This is a genomic window from Pyrinomonas sp. (genome assembly GCF_040289685.1).
Lineage (GTDB): Bacteria > Acidobacteriota > Blastocatellia > Pyrinomonadales > Pyrinomonadaceae > Pyrinomonas.
This window is the reverse complement of sequence record NZ_PSLQ01000016.1, coordinates 1-18,471: the sequence shown is the minus strand read 5'-3', so window position 1 is coordinate 18,471 and position 18,471 is coordinate 1. Positions and strand designations below refer to the sequence as shown.

Here is an 18,471-nt window from a genome sequence, read left to right as displayed (position 1 = left end):
ACCGAAACGAGATCTGCTCCGTCTTAAGAGCAGAAGGATTCCTCTCCCCACACGTAAGAATCAATCGAGGAGGAAGAGATGAAAAAACTGCTGTTCGGTACATCGTTCGTAGGACTCTGCGCCGCTTTCGGATCGCCCTCGCTGGCCCAGAGCGGAACAGACCGACGCATCGGCATCGACGCGCGCCAAAACAAGCAAAGAGTGCGCATCGAACAAGGGATCAAAAGCGGCGAATTGACTCGTCGGGAGGCGGCCAACCTGTTCGCCGAACAGGCCGCGATCCGCGCCTACGCCGGTCCGACGGCGAGCTGACTTGGCGCGAGCGCTTACGGCTGGAGCGCGAACTCGATCGCGCAAGCCGCCACATATACCGGCAGAAATACGACGACCAAGATCGGCATTGAAACCTCTCAACCTTGAAGGGTCAGCGGATCGAAGAAAAGGGCGCGTGTTTACGCGAGAGTCCACGCGCCCTTTTCATGCAATGAGATCCGATGCGCGATGCTCAAACGCTGCGTCGGCGCGCTCGCTTTCGAGCAGTCTTCTTGGCGCTTTCCTTCGTTCTGCTGGCCTCCTTGCCTGAAGCTTGCTTAGCCTTTTTCTTCCCGGCACCCTTTTTCGCCACCGATTTGGTTGGCCCAGAAGAGCCACCACCGGGAGGCCAACCGGCACCATCATCTATCTCGAGCGTTGAGGTCTCAGCTTCGAGCATCAACGCGTTGACCGCTGCGGCTCGTGCGGGTTGGTCGAGCCTTTCGTAGATGCGAAAGAAGCCAGCATTCCATCCCTTGACGAGCAGCGTCACCAACTCACCGTGACTCGCCTGTTTCAGCTTGGCCTCTATCTCATCGCCGCCAAGAGGGCGACAGTTCTTCGGAGGTTTCTCATAAGGCGGGGTCGGTTTGTTTGGATCGCGGGGGACTCTTTCTGCCATGCTTTGTCTCCTTGTAGTTGAGCTGGAAAAACGCGAGGACAGAAGGCTGAGCGCAAAGTCGCGCTCACGTTGAAGTTTTAATCGAGCCAAGTGGTGCGAAAGTTTATGCGCTCGCGCGCCGAGTCGTGAAAACGCGCATCGTTGCGAATGATAACGTACTGTCTGTCGGGCGATGATATCCTGAACGTAATCCACACGGCGCTTCGTAAAAGCAGCTCTTCCATCTCACCGACGAGTAAACCTCGCTTCGTCTCATCGCGTTCACCGATCATGCGCATGAAGAGCGCATCGAAATCCGGGTTGCGATAACGGGCGATGTTCTCCTCAGGCGGCGCATCCGACAGAAAACGCATCAACAAAGCTGCGGCGTCGGGATAGAACCACTCCCAAGTGCTCATGTACAGATCGAAATCCCCCTCGCGCAGCCGCTGCTCGATTTCGACGCTGTTCACCAAATTCTCCTCAAGAGGGATGCCCAACTCCTTTATCCTCTCTATGCGCTCAAAGTTTTGCTCGCGATTGTAGGGAGTGGTGACCAATCTTAGTTTCGGCAGCTTGCGTCCCTTCGGATGCCCGGCTTCGCGTAAAAGCGCCCGTGCCCGCTCTGGATCGTAGTAAAAGCCCTTGTCGTCTTGCGACGGCACGCCGAACACGGGGCGCAACAAAGGGCGCATCGGCGGTTCGCTCGGCAAACGTAGGACGTAGCCGATGGCCTGTCTTAGCCGCACTTCGCGCGCGAAAGGCGTCTTGCGGTCCAAGTTGAAGCAGGCATAGGCGCCAAAGATCGGTGGCTGATAAGGAACTAAACGCAGATTGCGCGCGGCATATTCATCACGCAAACGAAGTTCGCCCGATGAATCGCGCGTCGCTACTCCGTCGAGCAGGTCAGCAGGCACCGGCGCCATATGAGCCTCACCGTTGACCACCGCTTGAAACGCCGTCATCTGGTTCGGATAGAGCACGTAGCGGATCTCATCCAGATATGGAAGCTGGCGCCCCTGAGGATCGCGCCCCCAGTAATTTGGGTTGCGCGCCAAGGTGATGCGCCCGCCGTTTACATCCCACTCGACCAAGCGAAAGGCTCCTGTGCCCACAGGATGTTTGGCGAAATCTTCGCCGTAGCGTTCCACCGCTTCGCGCGGCACGATGCTCGTCGGGAACCACGTCACGGCGCGGATGAAGCCGAAGAACGGCGTGATCAAACGCACTTCAAGCGTTCGGTCGTCGAGCGCCCGCAAGCCGCTGATCGCTTCAGCGCGCCCGTCGCGGTATTCGGACGCGCCAGCGATGAAGCGTCCGAAGTAGTGGTAGCCCGCTGGCAAAGCGCGGATCATGCGTTGCCACGAGTAGATGACATCGTCGGCGCGAACGCGCCTTCCGATGCCGTTCGGAAAACACTCATCATCCTGAAAACGCGCCTCGCGCAGATAGAATCGCCACACGAGGCCGTCGGGCGATTCTTCCCAAGTTTCCGCTAGAGCCAGACCGACGCGCGCGCCTGTCGGATCTTCGGCGACGGCGAGCCGATCGAAGATCATCGACGCAATGGGATCATAACTTGGGACGATCGGATCGAGGCGCGCGCGCGTAATAGCCGAGCCGAAGATGGGCACGATGAGCGTCCCACCGTGGCGCGGATCATTTGCGCGCGCGTCGGTCTCGCGTGTCGTCGTTCTCTGCGAACAAGCGAGCGGCGAAAGGAGAAACGCGGCGCACAAGGCGCAGATCAAAAGACGACACAGTTTCGCGTCCATCATCGGTTGTTCGGTATGAGCGAGGCGACGGATGAATTCCTCGCGGCTCCCACGCCAGAGAACCGCCACAAGCGATGAGCCCTGCCGACCGCTGGTCCGGCAACATCAGCCACGATGCGTGATGCGGACGGTCCGTCGGCTCAACCGCCCGCTTGAGTTGAATAGACCCTTCGCTCAGCCGCTCGCCTGAGCGTCGGCGTATCACGCGCCCAGATGTTCGCGGAAGAACCGGAGCGTTCGCTGCCATGCATCGGCGGCAGCCTGCGCGTCGTAAACTTCCGAGCGCGTATCGTTGAAGAAGCCGTGTTTCGCCCCCGGATAGATTTTGATCTCCGCACGCTTGCCCGCGCGGCGCAGCGCTTCCTCGAATTCGCGCACCGCTTGCGGCGGGATGCTTCGGTCTAGTTCACCGAAGATGCCGAGCAAAGGGCACGTCACTTTCTCAACCAGCTCCAGCGGCGTGCGCCCGTAGAAGATCACGGCGCAAGCCAGCTCCGGATAGCCCGAAGCGGCTAATCTGTAAGACAATCCGCCCCCCATGCAAAAGCCCACCGAGCCGAAGCGCGGGCGCGCGAACTTCCTCATCTTCAAGAAGTCTAAACCCGCTTGCATATCGCGTGCCGCAACATCGGGTGCCAGACTCGTCGCAGCGCGCCTGATCGCTTCGACGTTGGAAGCATCGCGCGGCGGCGGTTCCGAGGCGCGCACGAACAGGTTCGGTGCGAGCGCGACGTAGCCCTCTTGCGCAACGCGATCGGCAACCGATTTGATGTGATCATTCAATCCGAAGACCTCATGGATGACGAGCACCGCCGGCGCCGGACTTCGCTGCGGAAGCGATAAGTAGGCTGGGATTTTGATCTCGCCGCTCGGATATTCGACCATCTGGCCGCGCAGCTTTGTGCTCGCCTGCACGACATTGACCGCTAGCGTACTAACTCCCAACGCAGTTTGCTCAAGGAATTCTCGGCGCGAAAGTTCGTCCGCACGCTCATCACGTTCACCCATCGGCTTGCACCTCGCTGATTCTCATGTCAGAACTTGACCCTCAATATATGCCAGCAAGGGCGTCGGAGCAAGAAACGGGTCGGAACACAAAGCGGCAAAGATGCCGCGAGCGCTATCGGCAAGCGATCTTTCGAGAGATAGCAGTTCGCTTCGCACCGGTCGCTTAGACATCGCTTCGATGAGCGCGCGGCAAGTGATTTCTCGGGGATGGCAGTTTACTTCCAAGCCTTCTGCGGTGCGTTTCCGCTCGTCCTTCGAAGTCCTACGCGCAGCGACTGGAATCCATCCGTGAGGGGATTTCCGCGCTTTCATCTCTTCCTCACAGTCTTTCGCGCGGCAACTTGAGTTGATTGGCGAAGCGGCGAAACATGGGGTCTCGCTTGAACGGGAGGATTGTGCTAGTTTTCTTGAGCATGAACGGAACGAAGCAGATCGATGCGAGCCTCGAACGCGAACTCGCGCTCGCCATCGAACTGGCGCGTCGGGCGGGACGCGAAGCGATGCGCTACTACGGCGGCCCGCTTGAGATCGCGCACAAAGGCGAGATCAATGAGCCGGTAACGCAGGCCGACACCGCTGCCAACGAGATCGTGGTACGCGGTTTGCTCGAAAGTTTCCCTGCGGACGGCATCTTGTCGGAAGAGACAATTGACACTTCGCGAAGGCTCGGCAAAGAACGCGTCTGGATGGTCGATCCGCTCGATGGGACAAGTGGCTTCATCGCTCGCGACGACGATTTCGCGGTTCATATCGGCCTCGCCATACGTAGCGAACCGGCGCTCGGCGTCGTCTACCGTCCGGCGGTGGACGTCCTCTATTGGGCCGTGCGTGGATCGGGAGCATGGCGCAAAAAGGGCGAAGACGAAGCGACGCGGCTCCACGTTTCGGACGTAAGCGATCTGCGCGAGGCCCGGCTCGCTGCCAGTCGCACGCATCGCAGCCCGCGCATGGATCGCGTCATCGAGGCGCTCGGCATCCGGACCGAAACGCGACGCGGTTCGGTGGGCGTCAAGATCGGCTTGATCGTCGAACGCCAATGCGATCTGTACATTCATCTTTCGCCGCGTTCCAAGCAGTGGGACACGTGTGCGCCAGAAGCGATTTTGCGCGAAGCGGGCGGCATGTTGACAGACTTATGGGGCTACCCGTTGCGTTACAACACGCCCGACGTGTGGAACAGAAATGGAATCGTCGCCTCCAACGGCGCTCTTCACGATCGGGTGATCGCCGGGCTTGCGCCTTTGCTCGAAGAGTTCGGGCGAAAGCGCATCGAATGATGGCACGGCGGGTCAGCTCGCTCGTTGAAATCAGATGCTGCACCGATGGCGAACGCAGACGAGACGAACGAGCCCGCTGTTGAAGATAAGTAAACAAGGGATGGTTCAGCGCGCGCCGACGGCGAATGAGCCCGCGCGTCAAGTGCGCAGAACGGTATTTTGCCGACACATGGTGTCGCGTTCTTTTCGCGCACGTTGCACGATGCCTCGTCGCACGAACTGAGACGCACCCGGTAAACACCAACCTCGCACGATTTCGCTCGTGAGCATCAGGACCAAACTTCTGCTCGTCTTTCTCGTCTGCGGCGTCGTTCCGTTGTTGGCACTCGCCATCTTCAACTACGTGAGCGGACGACGCGCCATCGAGCGGTTGCTCTTCGACGAGGCGGAAGCGAGCGCGTCGCGCATGGCCGCTGAAATCGAACGGCAGATCGAAGACCGTAAAACCAACCTCGTCGAACTCGCGCGGCAGCGTCCGCTGCGCGAATACGTGCGCGCGCAAAGTGCAGCGTCGGACCGGAACGTCACGTTGCCCGAAGAAGTGCGCGCCGCGGTCGGCGCCTTCTTTTTGAACTACCGACGCTACTACGCGAGCATCACATGTCTCGACGCGCAACGGCGTCCGCTCTTTCGCGTCGAGAACGTGCTGCAAGTGGGAGATCGGACCGAAGCGCGTTTCAAAACCGAAGGGATCGAGGATGCACGCGCCGATGAACGCGTCTGGCAAGCGGCTGACCCGGCTCCCGTGCAATCCGCATTGGAGCGCGAGAACTTCGGCGCAGGGCTTCGGTTGACGCTTCCGGTCTTTTTCGACACGCCGCACGCCGAAGCGCCACGCGGCGCGTTGGTCGTCGAATTGAAGCTCAACGCGATCTTCGATAATGCGGTCTCCGAAATGCCCCGGTTGCCGTTCGGCGATCAAACGCCAGCGCGCATGGCGTTCGTGCTCGATCGCTCGGGGACGTTGATCTTTCATACCAACGAGTCTTTCAAGTACCAGCCAGTGGCGCGCGCGATGCCTGGATTCGCCCCCGTGCTCGCCGCGATCGAGCAACAGCGAAGCGGGAGAGCGATCTTTCGCCATGCCGACGGTGACTCGTGGGTCGTCGCTTTTCGTCCGACGGCGCTCGATTTGACGGCGGCGGTGGGCATAAACAGGACGCGCGCGCTCGCACAGTTAGAAGATGCCGCGCTGGCGAGCATCGCCCTTTCGTTCTTCATCGCGCTCCTCGCTGCCGTCGCGCTCGTCACGATCATCAATCGCACGACGCGGCGCATCGCGCGCGTCGCCGAGGGGGCTGCCGCCGTCGCGCGCGGCGATCTGGACCAGCGGATCGAGATCACCACTCAGGACGAAACGCGCGTGCTGGCCGATAGCTTCAACAGCATGACAAGGCAGCTACGCGAATTGATCGCCCGCGAAGCGGAGACGCGCCAATTTGAATCCTTCATGCGCTTGTCGGCCATGTTGACGCACGACTTGAAGAACGCCATCACTTCATTGTCGATGCTCGTGCGCAACATGGAGAAACAGTTTCACCGTGAAGAGTTTCGCCAAGATGCCATCGCGTCGCTGGGCGAAGCGACCGACAAGCTGCGACGTATCGTCGCGCGCTTGAACGCTCCGGCTGAAACGCTGCAGAGCGAAGCGCGCTGGCGGAAAGCGCCCGTTGACCTCGCGGCGCTGATTCGCCGCTGCTTGCGCGAAACGGCGGCTCACGTCGCCGAGTTTCACCGCATTGAAACGGATCTGCCCGATTCCATCATGATCATGGCCGACGAAGAGGCCATCTGCAAAGTGATCGAAAACCTCATCATCAACGCCATCGAAGCGATGGGGACGCGAAGTGGACGGCTGAGCGTGCAAGCCGGATGGCTTAACTCGCACGAAGTCTTCTTCAGCGTCGCCGACACGGGGCGCGGCATGAGCGAAGAGTTCATCCGCACGAAACTTTACCGCCCCTTCGCCACCACCAAAGAGAAGGGCATCGGCCTTGGACTCTGTATGTGCCGCGAAATCGTCGAAGGCCACGGCGGGCATCTCGAAGTCGAATCCAAAGAAGGGGTTGGCACGCGCTTTCGCGTCGTGCTACCATTAACTTCAAGCGATGAGTCGCAAGCTCATTGACCCGTCGCCGCAACGTCCTTCTTTACGTTCGCTAACTGCCATAGATGCGGCTCGGATTGCCGTGCAACGTCCCGGAGGGCGAGCGGTCCCGTCGCACGAGTTGGTTGAACGGATGGAAACGCAAACCGGAGAGAAAGCGACCGTGCTCATCGTCGAAGATGACCGCGCACTGCGCAGCGGACTGCGTTGGGCGCTGGCCGACGACTACGCGGTTCTCGAGGCTGAAACGCGCCGCGAAGCGCTCGAGCAGTTGCAGCGCGAAGAGGTTGACGTCGTTATCTGCGACCTTCACCTGCCGCCAGTCACCGAGAGCATTCAAGAGGGCTTAATCATTGTTGAGGCGGCTAAACAGAAGCGCCCGCCTGTGCCCACCGTGGTGATCACGGGAAGCGCCGACAAACAAGTTGCGCTTGAAGCCGTGCGCCACGGAGCCTACGGATTTTTCGAGAAGCCGTTCAACGAAGATGAAGTGCTTCACATCGTGCGGCAAGCTGCGCGCGTGCGCCGCTTGGAAGCGGAAAACCTCCGCCTTCGTTCGAAATTGAGCGGGCAGCGCGGTTTCGGGCGGTTGATTGGATCGAGTCCGGCGCTCGAAGAGGTGATTCGCCAAGCCCGCGCCGTCGCCTCCACGGACGCCACCGTGCTCATCTGCGGCGAATCGGGTACGGGGAAAGAACTGCTCGCCTGCGCCATCCACGAGGAGAGTCCGCGCGCTGGCGGCCCGTTCATCGCCGTCAATTGCGCCGCTTTGCCGGAAACGCTCATCGAATCCGAACTCTTCGGCCACGAAAAAGGGGCCTTCACTGGTGCAACGCAGGCCAAAAAAGGGCGCTTCGAACTGGCCAATGGCGGCACGCTCTTTCTCGACGAGATCGGCGAACTCTCGCCCGCCGTGCAGGTCAAGCTCTTGCGCGTGCTGCAAGAGCGCTCCTTTGAACGTCTGGGCGGCACGCGCACCATCGAAGTGGATATACGCCTGATCGCCGCCTCGAACCGCGACCTCGAACAGGAGACCGAAAAAGGCGCTTTTCGCCAAGATCTTTTCTACCGTTTGAACGTCGTCCCGCTGACGCTGCCGCCGCTGCGCGAACGACGCGAAGACATCCCCGTGCTCGCCGCTTTTTTCGCCAACAAAGCGGCGCGCAAACATGGTTTTCAACCGCCAGAACTCGCGCCGGAGCTGCTCGCCGCGCTGCAAGCATATGATTGGCCGGGCAACGTGCGCGAGATGGAGAACCTGATGGAAAGGCTCGTTGTGCTTACGCGCGGCGCAACGCTCGGCATCGAGTATCTCCCCCAAAAGATGAAGAGCACAGCGCTCACCGTCGAGCAGATCACCGAACCGCCCGACGCGACGCTCGAAGAAGCCGTTCAGAACCTCAAAAAACGGATGCTCTTGCGCGCGCTTGAAGCCGAGGGCGGCAATCGCGGTGCCGCTGCCAAACGTTTGGGCATCAGCCGCTCCTACTTGCACCGCCTCATCAACGAACTAGGGCTCTCCGTCTGAGGTTCATCTCGAAGCCGCCCGACTTGTCTTGTCCACTCAAGTAGACAGATAAACCTTTCCGACTGTGAACGGAAGTTGACATCGGCCTTTCATCCTTCAGCGAGCGAGGCGCAGTTTCAAACTGGTCAGCTCGCATCAAAAGCCGCTTGCGAAGACGTCTCAAATCTTTGTCCCTCTTGAAAGAAAAGCTTTTGAGCCGCTCGCGCTTCCGGATGATTCAGACGAGCTATTTGAGCTTTGCTCGTAGGCGCGCCGCTGCGCGGGTCGCCTTCCGCGATCTGGCGAGCGGATCGCCTCCAAGGCGCTTTTGGCGCGAGCGGCCCTTCGCGGAACGCGATTTGCTCATTCAGCGTTCGCCCGGTTGCATGGTTCGCTCTCGCGGCGAACCGTGAAAATCCCCGACCCTTTCCTCGCCAATAACGGAGTGGCGGTGTTATGTGGATCTGGCAAAAGGATGGACAAGGTAAAGTGAAACCCATGGTTTTGATCATCGATGACGACGTCGCCATCTCTCAGCAACTTTTCTGGGCATTGTGTGACGACTATGAAGTCCTAACGGCCAAAGACCTCATCTCGGCATTGCGCCTAGCGGATCGTTATCAACCAGAAATATACGTTCTCGATCTGTGTTTGCCGCCCATCGTTCATTCTCCCGAAGTTGGGCTTTACATCCTCGATTATCTTCGACGAAAACTTCCCGCATCCAAAATCCTCATCATCAGTTCCGCCGCTAGCGGTGAGATACAGCAGCGCTGCGTTCAAAACGGCGCGACGGCGGTCTTCAAAAAGCCGCTCGATCTGGAACTTTTCTTGCAGACGCTGCGTCGCCACGGCGCGCAGGGCATAACCGAACACTGAGGCGGACGAGAGGTCAACCACATCATGCCCCGCACCAATTCATCCTGCAGAATCAACCGACGGCGCGCGAAGATATTGGCTAGGAGAAGGGCCACGAAGCGACGTGCGCTCAAAGCGACGCGCACATCTCTGGAAACCACAAACGACTCCCCACCTTGTCGGTCATACGAAGTCGCCTCACAAGATGTTCGACGAGAGTGCTCGTTCTGCTCCTCCGACGACGCACTTATCGTCTACGACCTGCGAGAATCCCCCCGCTTGCAGGTCGAGCCAAGGAAGCTCTCGCTCGTCGCTCCAGCACGCAAAAGAGGGACGGACGAGAGCTTCCCCCAGTATCTCCAAGCGATGCGCTTCCTGCTTTTCCAACACCGCACGACGCCGAGCGGCGCGATTCTCGCCGTCGAACTTTTCCGCAAGTAGAGGGTCACTCCCGGCCGTGGATCATGCGTCTTGCTCCGGCGCCACTCCGACGCCGGTCGTCCATCACTTGCGATCCCTTAAAACTGTCGGGCATCCATCGGCCACTTGAAAGTTCGCGTCGGCTGCGCCAGCGCCCCTTCTCCAAGTCTTCTCGACGACTTCTCTTCCGATGAGATTCGCTTCCGCCGCGCGCGATGTCGTATAATCGTCGGCGCGGGCATCGCTTTTGCGCTTAGCTTGACGAGCTCGCCGAGCGTTTTTTTGCTGCTATGAAATTCCTTCACATCGCAGATGTTCATCTCGGCTGCCGACGCTACAACCTCGACGAGCGCGCGAGGGATTTTTTCCGCGCTTGGTACGACGTGCTCCAGCGCTACGCCCTACCCAACCGACCTGACTTCGTGCTGATTGCGGGCGATCTCTTCCACATGCGCCGCGTCGATCCACAGACAATGAACCATGCCATCGCGGGGCTGGAGCTATTGCGAAGCAAAAACATTCCAGTGCTCGTCATCGAAGGCAATCACGACCAGAGCGACCCGACTTCGCACTTCAGTTGGCTGCGGTCGCTGTCGCAATGGGGCTACTTAAAACTGCTCGAACCGCAATACGATGAGAGCAAGAAGTTGATCGTCACGGAGTGGGATGAGAAGCGGCGGCGTGGGTCGTTCATCGACATCGGCGGTGCACGCATCTTCGGCTCAAATTGGTACGGCATGTCGGCCAACGCTGTTCTTCCTCTGTTGGCCGAACAGATCAAACCGCACATCTCGAGCGAGCGCTTCAACATCCTGATGTTGCACACGGATATCGAGGGTTACCTCAAACGCCCGATTCCGGCGCTCACGCAAGCGCGCTTGCGTGAGCTGCGCGGGATGATCGACTACGTCGCGCTCGGCCACACGCACAAGGAGTTCAATTTCGATAACTGGGCTTTTAATCCCGGCTCGCTCGAAGCTTGCACGGTCGATGAATATGATGAACCGCGCGGCTTTTACATGGTCGAAGTGCGCGACCACAAGGCAGAAGCGCAGCACATACGCGATTACGTGCAGCGTCCGATCCAACGCCTTTCGGTCGAAATCTCCGGCTCAGCCGATCCTGAAATGGTGCGCGCACGCATCCTCGAACTGGTGGAACGCGAGGCGCGAGTTCACGACGAAAGCTCGGGCGAGCTGGCACCGATCGTCGAGGTGACCTTGCGCGGGCGACTTGGATTTCGCACTTCGCTGCTCGAGACGAACGCGCTTCGCGAGCAAATTCAAGAGCGGACGCGCGCGCTCCATGTGATCATTCGGAACTTGACGATTCCGGTCGAGTATCAGGTCGGCGATCAGTTCGACCCGAGCCTGCCGCGCCACGAGCGCGAACGACGCATTCTTGAAGACCTGGTCACACGCGATGCACGCTATCGCGATCGTGCGGGCGATGTCGCCAACTTGATCATGGAAGCCAAACGGCTCGCGCTCGAGGAAGAGGCGCCCGAACGCATCATCGAATTCATCGCGCAGAAGCTCGGCCTCGAAAGCGATGACGACGGGGCAAACGTTCAAAACGGCGTGGAGGAATCGATCGCTGACTCACGCCTCGTCCTTTTCGGACCACGTCGCCGCATCGATCATGAATGAACCGTTCAGCAAACTGCGCGGCGTCGATCAATTGCCGCTCTTCCCGTTGCCGATCGTCCTTTTTCCGGGCGCGCCGCTGCCCCTCCATATCTTCGAGGCGCGCTACCGCAAGATGCTGCAGGACGTGCGCGCGTCGAACAACATCTTCGGCATCTCCTACATGGAAGCCGACAGCGGGCAGTCGCGCCCGCCCGTCGGACATGTCGGTTGCGTCGCCGAAGTCGTCGAGGTCCATCCTTTGCCCGACGGGCGTTCGAACATCCTGACGGTCGGTTTGATTCGCTACTGGATCGAAGAGTACATCGAATCGAATCAACCCTACCTGATCGCGCGCGTGCGGTTCTTCGAGGACGAAGAAGAGGATGCGGAGGCGTTGCAACGAAGCGCGCACGAAGTGACGGAGCTGTTCTTGCGCATCGCGCGCGCCGTGCGCATTCTCAACGATGAAAGCGCGCGCGAATTGACTGAGTTGCCCGAAACCGATCCTGAACGCCTGTCGTTTCTGATCGCTTCGGCCATTGATCTCGAAGGAAGCGCCAAACAAGAACTGCTCGAGCTACGTTCGACGCTGGAACGGCTCGAACGCTTGCGCGATATGCTGGCGCAAGCCGTGCGCAACTACGAAGAACGCGCGCGCATCCACTCGGTCGCCAAACGCAACGGCCACGGCGGCAAACAGCTTGACTACGAGGAATGAAACGTCGCGCTCGAAGGATCGAGCGCGCGTTGAGCGCTACACAAAGGATGGAACGCGAAGAGCCAACGCGATCAGAGTGCCGCACGCCGCGCACCGTGCGCGTCCTCTTTTTCGGCGCCGCGCGCGACGCTGCCGGTTGTGCTGAAGAGACGATCACCTTCGCTGGACCGGTCACCAGCGCCGAAGCGCTGCGCGTCCTGTGCGAACGGCATCCGCCGCTTGCGCGCTTCGAGCGCTCGCTCTTAGTTGCTATCAATCACGAGTACGCGCCCGCCGAAAAGGTGGTAGAAGACGGCGACGAAATCGCCGTCTTTCCGCCCGTCAGCGGCGGTCAAGGCGAAGAAGAGGATGGTCTCGTCGCCATCGTCGAAGAGCCGATTGATGTCGGACGCTTGGCTCGCCGATTGATTCCGCCCGACTGCGGCGCCACCGTGACCTTTGACGGTTACGTGCGCGGGTGGACCGGCGGACGACGCACGCTCTATCTCGTCTATGAAGCCTACAAGCCGATGGCGCTTCGCGAGATGCGTCGCATCGGACGCGAAGCGCGCGCGCGCTTTGCGATTGCCAGCATCAGCATCGTTCATCGCGTGGGCCGATTGGAGACGGGCGAAACGAGCGTCTGCATCGTCGTCAGCGCGCCACACCGCAAAGAAGCTTTCGCCGCCTGCGAATGGGCCATCGCCGAACTCAAACGTACCGTGCCGATCTGGAAGAAAGAGGTCTTTGAAGATGGTGAGGTGTGGGTCGAAGGCGAATCGCCCGCCACGCAACGCGAGAATGCGGCGTCGGATAGGTCGAATTGAGTCCGTTGTTTGGCCTTCGATGAGACGCGCGATGCGGCAAAGAGGCGCGAACGAAGGATTCAAATCCCCCAACCCCAAGCATGGTCGAATCTTCTTCCGACGACTCCCGCTGATCAAACTCAGGCGCGCGAAGAACAAGCGCGCATCGCGCGAGTTCGTTCTTTGCGCCGAAGCGGTCGCCCGGCGCGAAGGACAAGCCTGCATCGCTCGGATCTTTATTCAGGTTTCCATCTAAGGGACAAGTTGAGGAGGGCGAGCAAACGACGTTGCTGGATCTTTAGCCTTTTTGTTCTTCCTCTTCGGGCGGGCGCCCGCGACGCGCCATGTGCACTTTGGAGCGCAGCTCAAACGAGGCGCTGGCGCGCTCCAACATCTGGCGCATGCCTTGTTCAGTCCACGGCTTGGCGACGAAAAGGTTGACGACGCCTTCGCTGATCTCACGCGCGACATCGCCGATGACCACGCTTCCGGTCAACATCACGCGGTAGCTCAACGGGTATTTTTCGGCGACCCGGCGGAGAAACTCTGTGCCTTCGATCTCCGGCATGCGCTGATCGCTGATGACGATATCGGCGGGCGCTTCTTCGAGCGCGCGCCAAGCGTCCGTCGGATTCGAGGCCACGCGGATGTCGTACTCGTCGCAGAACATCTCTTGAAAGATGTTCAAGCATTCGACCTCATCGTCCAAATAAAGAACCGATCTTTTCGCCATCCTCTCGCCCTCTCGCCACGGCGGAGACCGCCCTTACTCCCTTTCAGAGGCAATCCGCGTTCCACCTTCAGATCGCCCCACTGCGGAGAGCGCCTCCCAGTCCTCAGCGCGATTGTTCACCGCTCGTTCAGCCGTTGTCGAAGGCTCGCTTCCATCCATGGCGCGATCGTTCTCCGTTTCGCTCGTGTCAGCCGAGCGTCAGGTGTCAATTTCACGTCAAGCATGCGCTTCCCAAGACCGGGCGCCATCGCTAGAATGCTGCACGCACGACGGAGCCTTTCCCATGACGGAATCGTTTGGCATCATCGGCCGTGAGTCGCTCGATGCGCCGCTCTCCGATGAAGAGCTGCGCGCCGCTCTCGAAGAGGCGCTGCAGACGGTGGCGGGCGAGCAACGCATCCTCGCCATCATCCCCGACAAAACGCGCGATGACAACACGGATTCGCTCTTCCCCATGACGGCTCGCATCCTGCATGAACGCGGCGTCCGGCGTTTCGACGCGCTCATCGCTCAAGGGACCCACGCGGCGATGAGCGAGGCGGAAAAACGGGCCAAAATCGGTGCTGATCGAGGCGTGCCCGGTCTGGGCGCGATCCACGATCACCGTTGGGACGACCGCGCGCGTCTAGCGCAGATCGGCAGCTTGAGCGGCGAACAGGTGGCCCGCCTCACGGGTGGGCTGCTGACCGACGAAGTCCCGCTTTCGGTCAACGCGCTGCTTGCGCCCGGTCTCTACGACGTGGTGCTCGTCTTCGGCGCGACCGTGCCGCACGAAGTGGCCGGATTCGCTGGCGGCGCGAAGTATTTTTTTCCGGGCGTTGCCGGTCCAGAACTGACGCACACGACGCACTGGCTCGGCGCACTAGCGACCATCGAGCGCGTCATCGGGCGCGTCGAAACGCCGACGCGCCACCTGATCGAAGCCGCCGCCGAACGGATCGCCCCGCGCGTTATCTCCATCAACTCGGTGGTCGTACGCGACGGCGGTGAACTTCGCACACACGCCCTTTTCGCTGGTGACATACGCCTCGCTTTTCGCCGCGCAGCCGAGATCAGCCGCCGGTTGCACATCAAGTACACCGGCAGGCGTTACCGCCGCGTGGTCGCGCTGCTCGATGAGCACTACGATGAGATGTGGGTGGGCGGCAAAGCGAGCTACAAACTCGGCGGCATCATCGAAGAGGGCGGCGAATTGATCATCTACGCGCCGCAACTTGCGCACCTGTCGCAAACACACGGCGCTTTGATCGAGCACTACGGTTACGCGCCGCTCGAACAGGTTAAACAATGGGTCGCGCAGTCGCCCGCACTGCGCGAGCATCTCTGCGTCGCCGCGCATCTCGCCCACGTCGCTTATGCCGGTCGTCGCGACGCGCAAGGGCGCATCGTGCCGCGTTACCGGATCACGCTCGCTTCGCAAATAGATCGACAAACCTGTGCGCGAGTGCGGCTAGGGTGGCTCGATCACCGCGCGTTTCGTCTGGAGGATTACGCTTCCGATCCCGATACGTTGGTGGTCGAGCGCGCCGGGCGCGACCTCTACTTGGTCGCCCCCGAGGAAGATCTTCTCAACGGCAATTAGTTCCGATTTTGAACTTTTGGTTTGCAAATCCCCGCTGATCTGCATATGATCTCGGTACTACGAAGACGAGGGAACGCGTGTCATGAAACTTTCGAGACGCCATTTCATCGCCGGGTTGAGCGCGAGCGCTTTGGCCTTTACAGCGCGCCACGCGTCGGCTGAACCGCTCTACCCGCCAACTGACCTATCAGTCTTTCGCCGACCGATTAAGCCTGCGCCGTCCGAAATACGTTTCGGCTATCACGCCATCACTTGGGGCGACGACAACATGCGCGCCATCCGCGAGATTTCCGAACTCGGCTTTCGCGGCATACAACTGCGGACCAACATCTTCAAGGATGTTGGCAAGGATCCGGCGCGCTTGCGCGATCTTCTGGCGCAATATAACCTGCAGTTCGTCGCGCTATCGAGCGGTGGCGTTCAAACGGCGAGCGCGACCGACGAAGAGGTTCGCAAACACGTCGACAATGCGCGCTTCGTGCGCGACGCTGGCGGGTTGTATCTGCAGGTGACCGATGAGGCGCGGCCAAAGGATAAGCCCACTGCGGAAGATTTCAAACGTTTAGGCCGTTTGCTGACCGAGATTGGCCGACGCACCGCCGATCTCGGCATTCCGCTCGGTTATCACAACCATATGCACAGCCTCGGCGAAGCGCCCGATGAGGTGGAGCGCATCCTCGAAAACGCCGATCCGCGCTACGTCAAATTCGAATTGGATGTAGCGCATTATCATCAGGGCGGCGGCGATCCGGCACAAGCCATCAAACGTTACCACGACCGGTTGCTCTTCTTTCATATCAAGGATGTGGAACAGACCGGTCCAGATGCGCGTCGCGCTTACCGTTTCGTCGAGCTTGGGCGCGGGCGCGTGAATCTGCCGGGCGTGTTTGCCGCCATGCGCGAAATCAATTTCCGCGGTTGGGCGATCATCGAGCTGGATGCCGTTCCCGACAAATCGCGCACGCCGCGCGCATCGGCGCTCATCAGCAAGCGCTACGTCGAAGAACGCCTTGGACTCAAGGTCTGAGCCAACAGTTCAGAATCGGAACAAAAGGGCGAGAGCGCTCGGTTCCTTATCCATTCGCGCTCCTAGCTCGTTCCGCAGACTGCAGAGGATCGCGAAGAGATGATTTTCAAGCTTTCCGTCTTCACCGACGAGATCACGCAAGACTTGGAGCGCGCTCTGCACATCGCCGCGCGCGAATTCGGCCTCGGCTACGTTGAACTGCGCACGGCATGGAGCAAAAACATCATGTCGTGGAACGAAAGCGAGATCGCGCAGGCGCGTCGGCTGCTCGAACGCTATCGTTTGCGCGTCTCCTCCATCGCCAGCCCGCTATTCAAAACTGACTGGCCTGGCGCGCCCGTTTCGAAATACAGTCAACGTGACAGATTCGGCGCCGACTTCACTTTTGAGCAACAGGACGAGGTATTGGAGCGCGGGCTGGAGCTAGCGCGCGCTTTTCGCACCGATCGGTTGCGCTGCTTCGATTTCTGGCGCATCGAAGATCAGCGCCCTTTTCGCGCGGCCATTGATGAAAAGCTACGCGAGGCAGCCCTGCGAGCAGGCCGACGCGGCGTGACGCTGGTGATGGAGAACGAATTCGCCTGCAACACGGCCACCGCCGCCGAAGCGGCGCGCACGTTGGCCGCTGTGCGCGTGCCGAGTTTCAAGTTGAATTGGGATCCGGGCAACGCCGCTTTTCGCGGCGAGACGCCCTATCCAGACGGCTACAATCTGCTGCCCAAAGATCGCATCGGTCACGTTCATTGCAAAGACGTGCGGCGCAAACCCGGTGGCGGTTACGAATGGGCCGCTATGGGGCGTGGCATCATTGATTTCGTCGGCCAGTTTCGCGCGCTCAAACGCGATGGCTACCGCGGCGCGGTGGTGCTCGAAACGCACTGGCGCGGCGCAGGCACGCCGGAGGAATCAACGCGCCAAAGCATGGCCGGAATGAAGGAGTTGCTGCGCAAAGCGGGCGCACTCTAGCGGCGCGATCAACGGGACTCGCGTCAGTTACGCTGGCGACTGAGAGTCGCGCGGGCCACGAAGCCCCTCAAGGACTGCGGCTAATGATATCGTCGGCGGTGCCCGTGCGTCCATCTTCGCCCGCCGAGCGCAATTCAAAGGCATCGCGCGTTCCACGATAGATGTATGGCCGATGCCACGGATCGAGCCGGATGACGCGCGCAAGGTAACGCGGGCTCAGATGATCAACGAGCACGGCGTGGTCATTGCTGATGACGTAGAAGCCGTTGTCGCGCCGAAAATCGCGCAACGCGCCTGCGAGCAATTCGAGTTCGGCGCGCGCGACCTTGCGCTTTTCTTCGTTGACCGCGCGTTCTAAAAGATCAATCCTTTCCCATTCTCCTCGTCCAACGCGCATTTCGGCCACGCGCCAACGCCCGCCCTCTTGGACAAACTGAAACGCAGTTCGGATCTCGGCTTCCACTACCGCCGCTCCTCCGAGCACGGAGATGGACCGCACCTTCACGTCATCCGTCTTGAGGTTGAAGAAAGCCACCTGCGCGATCAGCCGCCGCGCTTCGCCTTCGCTTAAACGCGGCGCAAGGCGCGCGACGATGATCCCGATGGTAAACAGACACAAAAGCGCGGCACAAAGAAAAGCCTTTTTGTTCACAAGCTTCCTCCGCGATGAAGACCATAGCGCGAAAGCAGTCCCGACATCAACCGAGAGGCCGGCCTTTACAGAAATCCCGCGCGAGCAGCCCGCTCCTTTAGGGGTGGATGAAGCGCCTGATGCGAACTTGAAAGCCCGACACAATGCAGACTTGAAAACCCGACACAATTAGGCATCCGCCCGATCGGAGGCGAACCGTGGGACACAAAGGCGGCGCGCGTGCCAGGTGGCCGCAACTGTTGGGGACGAGATCGCTCTCGAAGTCCCCACGGCTCGAGCGCCGTGGGGGGTATCAACTAGCGCTTGGCGCAACACCGAGATGTTGCGCCAACTCCAGCCCTTCCGCAAACGCTAAAGCGCGTTACGCTACAGCGAGCGCATGACAGGACATTGCGCGCCAACCCGCCTCGGAAAGGGGCACGAGGCGATCGCTTGAGCGCGTCACAGGATATTTTGCGCGCCAACCCTGATTCTTCCACAAACGTCTCGGGCCAAATCCGCTCCATCAGCTCGTC

16 protein-coding genes are annotated in these 18,471 nt (G+C 60.2%); 11 read left to right on the top strand and 5 right to left on the bottom strand.

Going from position 1 to position 18,471, the window contains the following annotated elements; all coding sequences use genetic code 11:
* The first annotated feature begins 78 nt into the window (after positions 1 to 78).
* Positions 79 to 312, top strand: coding sequence for a hypothetical protein (locus C4334_RS05600; protein ID WP_352431101.1), 234 nt, complete (start codon positions 79 to 81; stop codon positions 310 to 312).
* A 193-nt stretch (positions 313 to 505) separates the two neighbouring features.
* On the opposite strand, the gene C4334_RS05595 is transcribed toward C4334_RS05600, so the two are convergent.
* The 3 genes from C4334_RS05595 to C4334_RS05585 all read right to left on the bottom strand — a co-directional run bounded on the left by C4334_RS05595 (position 506) and on the right by C4334_RS05585 (position 3,696).
* On the bottom strand, positions 506 to 934 hold the full coding sequence (locus C4334_RS05595; RefSeq protein WP_352431100.1) for a hypothetical protein: 429 nt from the start codon (positions 932 to 934) through the stop codon (positions 506 to 508).
* Between the two features lie 77 nt (positions 935 to 1,011).
* Positions 1,012 to 2,691 carry an ABC transporter substrate-binding protein gene (locus tag C4334_RS05590; protein ID WP_352431099.1) on the bottom strand — a complete coding sequence of 560 codons (1,680 nt, stop codon included), beginning with the start codon at positions 2,689 to 2,691 and terminating at the stop codon, positions 1,012 to 1,014.
* A gap of 198 nt (positions 2,692 to 2,889) precedes the next feature.
* Complete coding sequence (locus tag C4334_RS05585) at positions 2,890 to 3,696, bottom strand: dienelactone hydrolase family protein (RefSeq protein WP_352431098.1); 807 nt, start codon at positions 3,694 to 3,696, stop codon at positions 2,890 to 2,892.
* A gap of 413 nt (positions 3,697 to 4,109) precedes the next feature.
* Between C4334_RS05585 and C4334_RS05580 the strand changes: the two genes are divergently transcribed.
* The 7 genes from C4334_RS05580 to moaD all read left to right on the top strand — a co-directional run bounded on the left by C4334_RS05580 (position 4,110) and on the right by moaD (position 13,017).
* Positions 4,110 to 4,973 (top strand): 3'(2'),5'-bisphosphate nucleotidase CysQ family protein, encoded by an 864-nt coding sequence (locus C4334_RS05580; RefSeq protein ID WP_352431097.1) that lies wholly within the window; start codon positions 4,110 to 4,112, stop codon positions 4,971 to 4,973.
* Positions 4,974 to 5,235: 262 nt separating this feature from the next.
* Positions 5,236 to 7,101 (top strand): ATP-binding protein, encoded by a 1,866-nt coding sequence (locus C4334_RS05575; RefSeq protein WP_352431096.1) that lies wholly within the window; start codon positions 5,236 to 5,238, stop codon positions 7,099 to 7,101.
* Positions 7,082 to 8,608 carry a sigma-54-dependent transcriptional regulator gene (locus tag C4334_RS05570; RefSeq protein WP_352431095.1) on the top strand — a complete coding sequence of 509 codons (1,527 nt, stop codon included), beginning with the start codon at positions 7,082 to 7,084 and terminating at the stop codon, positions 8,606 to 8,608. Before C4334_RS05575 ends, C4334_RS05570 begins: the two co-directional genes overlap by 20 nt.
* Positions 8,609 to 9,085: 477 nt before the next feature.
* On the top strand, positions 9,086 to 9,466 hold the full coding sequence (locus tag C4334_RS05565) for a response regulator (RefSeq protein WP_352431094.1): 381 nt from the start codon (positions 9,086 to 9,088) through the stop codon (positions 9,464 to 9,466).
* Positions 9,467 to 10,155: 689 nt separating this feature from the next.
* Entirely contained in the window at positions 10,156 to 11,514 is a 1,359-nt protein-coding gene (locus C4334_RS05560) for a metallophosphoesterase family protein (protein WP_352431093.1), read from the top strand.
* A complete protein-coding gene (locus tag C4334_RS05555) occupies positions 11,507 to 12,211 on the top strand; it encodes an LON peptidase substrate-binding domain-containing protein (RefSeq protein ID WP_352431092.1) in 705 nt (234 codons plus the stop codon). The genes C4334_RS05560 and C4334_RS05555 overlap by 8 nt, the downstream gene beginning before the upstream one ends.
* 47 nt (positions 12,212 to 12,258) lie before the next feature.
* Positions 12,259 to 13,017: a molybdopterin converting factor subunit 1 gene (gene moaD / locus C4334_RS05550; protein ID WP_352431091.1), complete on the top strand. Its 759-nt coding sequence runs from the start codon at positions 12,259 to 12,261 to the stop codon at positions 13,015 to 13,017.
* Between the two features lie 277 nt (positions 13,018 to 13,294).
* Here the strand turns inward: moaD and C4334_RS05545 are convergent, their stop codons facing one another.
* Positions 13,295 to 13,729, bottom strand: coding sequence for a response regulator (locus tag C4334_RS05545; RefSeq protein WP_352431090.1), 435 nt, complete (start codon positions 13,727 to 13,729; stop codon positions 13,295 to 13,297).
* Positions 13,730 to 14,012: 283 nt separating this feature from the next.
* On the opposite strand from C4334_RS05545, the gene C4334_RS05540 reads away from it, so the two are divergent.
* From C4334_RS05540 to C4334_RS05530, 3 genes are all read left to right on the top strand, one after another.
* Positions 14,013 to 15,311: a lactate racemase domain-containing protein gene (locus C4334_RS05540; RefSeq protein ID WP_352431089.1), complete on the top strand. Its 1,299-nt coding sequence runs from the start codon at positions 14,013 to 14,015 to the stop codon at positions 15,309 to 15,311.
* An 82-nt stretch (positions 15,312 to 15,393) separates the two neighbouring features.
* Entirely contained in the window at positions 15,394 to 16,338 is a 945-nt protein-coding gene (locus C4334_RS05535) for a sugar phosphate isomerase/epimerase family protein (RefSeq protein ID WP_352431088.1), read from the top strand.
* Between the two features lie 99 nt (positions 16,339 to 16,437).
* Positions 16,438 to 17,304, top strand: coding sequence for a sugar phosphate isomerase/epimerase family protein (locus C4334_RS05530; RefSeq protein WP_352431087.1), 867 nt, complete (start codon positions 16,438 to 16,440; stop codon positions 17,302 to 17,304).
* 67 nt (positions 17,305 to 17,371) lie between these two features.
* Here C4334_RS05530 and C4334_RS05525 read toward each other — a convergent pair whose 3' ends face one another.
* The gene (locus tag C4334_RS05525) at positions 17,372 to 17,956 is read right to left on the bottom strand and encodes a type II secretion system protein GspG (RefSeq protein WP_352431086.1); all 585 of its coding nucleotides are present in this window, start codon (positions 17,954 to 17,956) and stop codon (positions 17,372 to 17,374) included.
* Positions 17,957 to 18,471: the final 515 nt, after the last annotated feature.